Genomic DNA, 5,151 nt, shown 5'->3' on the forward strand with positions numbered 1-5,151 from the left:
CTAAATAAGTAATACAATCCCATAGCAAACGATATGACTCTGTTTTTACTACAAATGCCGTCTGACCGATCGCAAATTCTGGTTTTGTCGTAATACTATAAAGCCCCTTTTCTTCTTCTATAATTTCATTTTTATATGTATCACTCGTTTGCAAGTTTTCTAAACTCGTCCAAGACTGCCCTTTCGGATTAACATATTGTCTTTCCTCATCACAAATAAGACAACTTACCGGTTCCTCTACACTCGCTGCATACTGCACGCCACACGTTGTACAAACGAAATTATTCATAGTCATTCCCCTATCCCTTTAATTTTTTATTAAGCTGATATTTTTTGATAGTTTTCTGCTTTTTTATTTTCGATTACTAAACCTATTAGAGTCAGTAAATAGACAGCTGTAACTGACAATGGAATTACAATAAGTCCATTGTCTGCAAAAAGAATCCCGCAAACTGACGTCACAAATACGGTTCCTACTGACAATACACCATAACTTTTACTTTCATAAATCCATACGTATGGTACAAAATGAACACCTATTATCATTGCTACTACAAAAGGTAACCATTCTGGAAATTGAAAATATGCAAGTAACACTAACGGAATATTTAATACATTTATCCCACCAATTATTCCAGCTAAAGTCCCTAGCGGATTTCCTTTCGCAAACATATCAATTTTCAATATAGCAGCTAACATTAAGCCGAAAGGAAACACACAGCCCATACCAATTAAATATACCCACACAACTTGCTTTTCTGAAAGAAGAACACCAGTTATGCTCGCTACAATCCAAAATAAAAGACCAGCTATTATAACAGGAACTCCCCTCTTCGTTCTTTGTGCTAAATCTCGTTTTGCTTCTGCTATGTTCATTTCACTATCTCCCCCAAACTATTTGTACTATAAAGCCGGCTCAATTTCGTTCATCCAATAACGCCAAGCTACTAAGTAATCTTCTAAATCTTTCGGGTGGTGTCTCAAACATGTATCTATACGCAAATATAARCCTATGACTATTTCCTCATATAAATCTCGTTCKTTTTTATGAAATACACATTGTTTCATCRCATAAYMAATYGYTTCTTTTGTTAMATCTTYYGGAGTTGAACAGAACGCGTAAATTAAATCATATAKAGGATCYCCTAACACTGGTAAAGGATCTATCACACCGGTTAACTTATTCTTTTGAAATATAAAGTTATGGAATCCAAGATCACCATGCAATAAAAATGGCTTATTTATTCCAGTCCCCCTATTTGGACTATTTGTAAGCTTAAGAACAGTTCTATACTCTTCATCACTTATATGTGGTTTTAGGTTTTCATAAGCTTCTATCACATTTGTTGTTAAAAATTCATTCCAAGATTGAACTGGACTTTCTTTCCATCCCCATCCATCTATATCTGAAACTATTTCATACTTATTAATACCTTCTTTTACAAGTATACTAAGCGTAATCCGTTTATATCCATGTTCGCACGAAGTACTCCCTTCAAAGAAAGAATACACAATATATCTATTTAAAGGCTCCATATACAAAAGCTTCGAAAATAAAGTATTCCCCTCATAAAAAGAAAGAAAATTCGCTTCTTCACGTATTACGTCCGATTCATTCAGCTTTACAACGTATTTTTCGTCCAACAAATATACAGTACTTGTCGTTCCTCCGCTCAACACTTTCATGCTATTTGGATAAAGTGAAATAATCTTCTCATTAACTAGTTGTTTAGCGATTACTGAAATGTTCATTCACTCACCCTTGCATCTGAAGATTCCTTCAATTCAAAAGACAACTTTACTATTATTTTACAATTGCAAGAGAATCCCTTCTAACATCTTAATATTGCAGAAATTAATTTTTATTTTATCAAAACGGCTTCCTTCAAGATTTCATCATATAATTCATTCCATTTATAATGATACGCTGCACTCTCTTCTACTCTAACAAACATCCTTTTATCGGATTCATACTCACCGTCAAACTTATGCACTTCATTAATCTCCATCCGGTAGAACGGCTGATACCCTACTTTTGGATACGGACTATTTTYATTCCAATTTGGATTATCACTATGGTCAACGATAATATATCCAAATAAAGTACATTCTCCTTTTACATAACCTTCTTCCCACGCTTCTCTTTTAAAACATTCTTCTGGTAGTTCCCCTTCTTCTATATGCCCACCAGGAAAGTCCCAACCACGCTGCTCATGGTCTATTAGTAAAACCTTATTATTATGAAAACAAAAACCGTGAACACTCGTGATTCTTTCGTATTCTGGCAATATACAATCTTTTTTCCACGTTAACCTCACTTTTGATTCCCCATAATTTGCGCATATAGTTACCATTTCCCTCACTCCAAATGCTCTTCATTTAATCTAATAATCTCTATTGCACGATCTTTTTCTTTTAACTTACGAGCCAAACTTTCTACACCAAATACTTCTGTAAATGTGTGGCTTCCTACAATCAAATTGATGCCTTTAAATTTCGCATGTTGCACTGTATATAATGTTTTTTCTCCCGTTATGTACGTATCACAACCTTTTTCTAGCGCACGCTCAATAAGGTTTGTATTGTTTCCTGCACCTGTTAATATCGCAATCCGTTTTACTGGCCTGTCATGATTTTTCCAGCTCTTCACTTTCTCTTCCATTCTCTCTTCAAGTTTTTCAACTAAATTTGARAACGGAATCGCTTCTTTATATTCTCCTATTCCCGGTAGCTCTTCTTCCTCATACGTGGAGTATTCCAGTATTGTATCTATCACAATTTCATTAAATAACGACGTACACGTGCCAAACTTTACAAAATCTAACGGCAAATGAATCCAAAAATGATTCATTTCATATTCTTTTAATTTCTCAATACAGGCCTCTTCCATACCGAATAGAAAACTCCACGGTGCATGATGTCTCCTTTCATTTACTTTTATATTTCAAAAATAAGGAAATACTATTTAACGACGTTACATACATATAGGAGGACAATATGAAACCTGAATTTTTAAAAGCTATACATGAAGCGATTGGAAATGTTGCACATATTCATATAGAAGAAAGTGGTGCAGATAGTTTAATCATTCATCACGATGATGCACAGCAATTAAAACAAGTTGCTGAAACGTTAGAAAACAATAATTTCCGCTCTGCTATTAGAACAGCTGGGGATGCTTCGTATATTGAAGTGTTGAACAGGTAAGAAGAAGTCCCGGTTATATACTGGGCTTCATTCTTTTATATTGAAATTTCAAACTTTTTTACATACACCGCTGTTCCAGCAATATCTATTTGTAACTTCTCATTTTCTACATCTTTCGTTACATAAACCGTCACACGGCCATCTTTATTTATTTCCTGTCCTTGCTCAACGATTAACTCCAGTTCACGGTCAAAATCTTTCTCCAAATACGTCGCATAATACGCTCCCATTACACCTGAAGCTGTTCCTGTCACTGGATCTTCAATCGTTCCAGAATAAGGTGATGAAAAATGACGACCGTGCATTTTTGCTTCTGCATCATATGTCTCTAAGCAAAGTGGATGAATCGCAACCTTTGGCATTTCTTTTAGCACAGATGGAAATTCATTATTATTAGGTTTCATTCTTTCACATGCATCAATTTTTTTAATAGGTACAATTAAAGTCCAAATACCAGTATTTCCATATACTTCCGTTAATCCATCCGCCTCTAGTACAACACCTGCTGGATTTCCCATATTTGGCTTATTCGTAAATGCGTCGTAATGAAATACGTTTATGTTCTTCATTTACCTATCTCCTAACCCTTTTTAAATAATTTATAATAACTCTCTATCTCCGTTTTTATCACACAATTATTTCTCCAAAATATCCTCTGCATCTTTTCATTTGAAGTATGTGTGCTTCCGATGTAATAAGTAGCCCCCATTTCCTTTAACATATGTAAAGATTGAAGATGCAGTTGGGAAGCAATTCCTTTCCCGCGATAATAAGGCATTACCCCAAAGTAAAATAATCGTCCTTCACTTTCTGTTCCAGGCTCTATATGCGGTATGGACAAACCAATCGGCTCATTTTTATCATAAAAAACAATGCATGACTTTTCCCAACCTTTACCTAATTCTGTTTGCACTGAATGCAAATGTTCATCGACATTCAGAATTGACGGTCGATTTCCTGATTCCAACATACATTGCTCCCAAATGCATGTGAATTCTCTTTCCGATAATGTCCCTTCTTCTATCGAGCGATATGTATATTGTTTTTCAAGCGCCTCTATATTGTTCAACTCTCTACACACTTCTATCTTTGCCGCGTACAAATCAAAGCCCTCATCAAGTAACACTTTTACACTTGCGTTATAACTACTAAACCTTTTGTTTAATACAATACTCGCTCTTTTTAACTCCCAGTTAAAACAAACTTCTTCAAATCTACTTACCTTTTCTTTGTAAGTTTGTGCGCTATAAAAAACATCTTCTTCTATTTCTTCAATCGTTACTGCATTTGGTAAACCATTTAATACTTTTCTCGAAGGACCAAATAAATTTTGAACAACTGTAAGATCGTACTTCACCACTTTATTTCACCTACACCCGGCTCAATAAACTTCCCTGAAACCTTCTCATTTGAATCTATTACCCAATCATATATATTTTGTGCTCCTTCAGCCGGAGTCATATTCGCATCAAAGGCACCAATGTCAGTCTTTAATTTTCCAGGGTGAATTGCGGTTACACGAATTCCTTTATTCTCAAACTCTTGTTGTAAGCAGAGCGTTAACATATTTTGTGCGGCTTTAGCAATTCGATATGAATATGAGAACTTACCTTGTGGAAACTCTTTGTTCGCCATTTTATGCAATGAACCTAATCGAGAGGACACATTTATTATTCTCGGATGATCCGATTTAGCTAAAGTCACATATGTACCTTTTACAGCTCGAATTACACCTAAGCAATGAATATTAAATAAGTTCGTTAACTCTTCTGAATTTGTATGTAAAACCTGAGTCTCCTTCCCAGTAATGCCAGCGTTATTTATAACTAGATCAATATACTCTGTATATTCCTCAAGCTGTTTTTTAATTTGCTCCGTACTCTCATCAATCGATAAGTCTGCTAATATTGGAAAACATCTAGAAGAAAACATCTGTTTTAACTG

7 protein-coding genes and 2 pseudogenes are annotated in these 5,151 nt (G+C 35.0%); 1 reads left to right on the top strand and 8 read right to left on the bottom strand.

Annotated elements, in window-relative coordinates; translation table 11 throughout:
• From AC1DJR_RS24485 to AC1DJR_RS24505, 5 genes and pseudogenes are all read right to left on the bottom strand, one after another.
• A pseudogene (locus AC1DJR_RS24485) lies at nucleotides 1-289 on the bottom strand (hypothetical protein); the annotation flags it as partial.
• Nucleotides 290-318: 29 nt separating this feature from the next.
• Nucleotides 319-876, bottom strand: a complete 558-nt coding sequence (locus AC1DJR_RS24490) for a DUF7010 family protein (RefSeq protein WP_429692306.1) — start codon at nucleotides 874-876, stop codon at nucleotides 319-321.
• A gap of 27 nt (nucleotides 877-903) precedes the next feature.
• Nucleotides 904-1,752 carry a phosphotransferase gene (locus AC1DJR_RS24495; protein WP_477003714.1) on the bottom strand — a complete coding sequence of 283 codons (849 nt, stop codon included), beginning with the start codon at nucleotides 1,750-1,752 and terminating at the stop codon, nucleotides 904-906.
• 110 nt (nucleotides 1,753-1,862) lie between these two features.
• Nucleotides 1,863-2,354 carry an NUDIX hydrolase gene (locus AC1DJR_RS24500; RefSeq protein WP_477003715.1) on the bottom strand — a complete coding sequence of 164 codons (492 nt, stop codon included), beginning with the start codon at nucleotides 2,352-2,354 and terminating at the stop codon, nucleotides 1,863-1,865.
• Nucleotides 2,355-2,359: 5 nt separating this feature from the next.
• Nucleotides 2,360-2,920 (bottom strand): annotated as a pseudogene (locus AC1DJR_RS24505) (Nif3-like dinuclear metal center hexameric protein); the annotation flags it as partial.
• Nucleotides 2,921-2,997: 77 nt separating this feature from the next.
• On the opposite strand from AC1DJR_RS24505, the gene AC1DJR_RS24510 reads away from it, so the two are divergent.
• Entirely contained in the window at nucleotides 2,998-3,207 is a 210-nt protein-coding gene (locus AC1DJR_RS24510; protein ID WP_429687565.1) for a hypothetical protein, read from the top strand.
• A 35-nt stretch (nucleotides 3,208-3,242) separates the two neighbouring features.
• On the opposite strand, the gene AC1DJR_RS24515 is transcribed toward AC1DJR_RS24510, so the two are convergent.
• From AC1DJR_RS24515 to AC1DJR_RS24525, 3 genes are all read right to left on the bottom strand, one after another.
• Nucleotides 3,243-3,776 carry a PhzF family phenazine biosynthesis isomerase gene (locus tag AC1DJR_RS24515; RefSeq protein WP_477003716.1) on the bottom strand — a complete coding sequence of 178 codons (534 nt, stop codon included), beginning with the start codon at nucleotides 3,774-3,776 and terminating at the stop codon, nucleotides 3,243-3,245.
• 11 nt (nucleotides 3,777-3,787) lie between these two features.
• On the bottom strand, nucleotides 3,788-4,564 hold the full coding sequence (locus AC1DJR_RS24520) for a GNAT family N-acetyltransferase (RefSeq protein WP_354656990.1): 777 nt from the start codon (nucleotides 4,562-4,564) through the stop codon (nucleotides 3,788-3,790).
• Nucleotides 4,561-5,151 (bottom strand): SDR family NAD(P)-dependent oxidoreductase (locus tag AC1DJR_RS24525; protein ID WP_477003717.1); only part of this gene is annotated, 591 nt, incomplete at its 5' end. The genes AC1DJR_RS24525 and AC1DJR_RS24520, both read right to left, overlap by 4 nt.

The sequence above is a fragment of the Bacillus sp. 05T31 genome (assembly GCF_056396725.1).

Bases quoted from the DNA above. Each gene is read 5' to 3' on its own strand.
- AC1DJR_RS24490 (WP_429692306.1), bottom strand. From the start codon at position 876: ATGAACATAGCAGAAGCAAAACGAGATTTAGCACAAAGAACGAAGAGG.
- AC1DJR_RS24510 (WP_429687565.1), top strand. From the start codon at position 2,998: ATGAAACCTGAATTTTTAAAAGCTATACATGAAGCGATTGGAAATGTT.
- AC1DJR_RS24515 (WP_477003716.1), bottom strand. From the start codon at position 3,776: ATGAAGAACATAAACGTATTTCATTACGACGCATTTACGAATAAGCCA.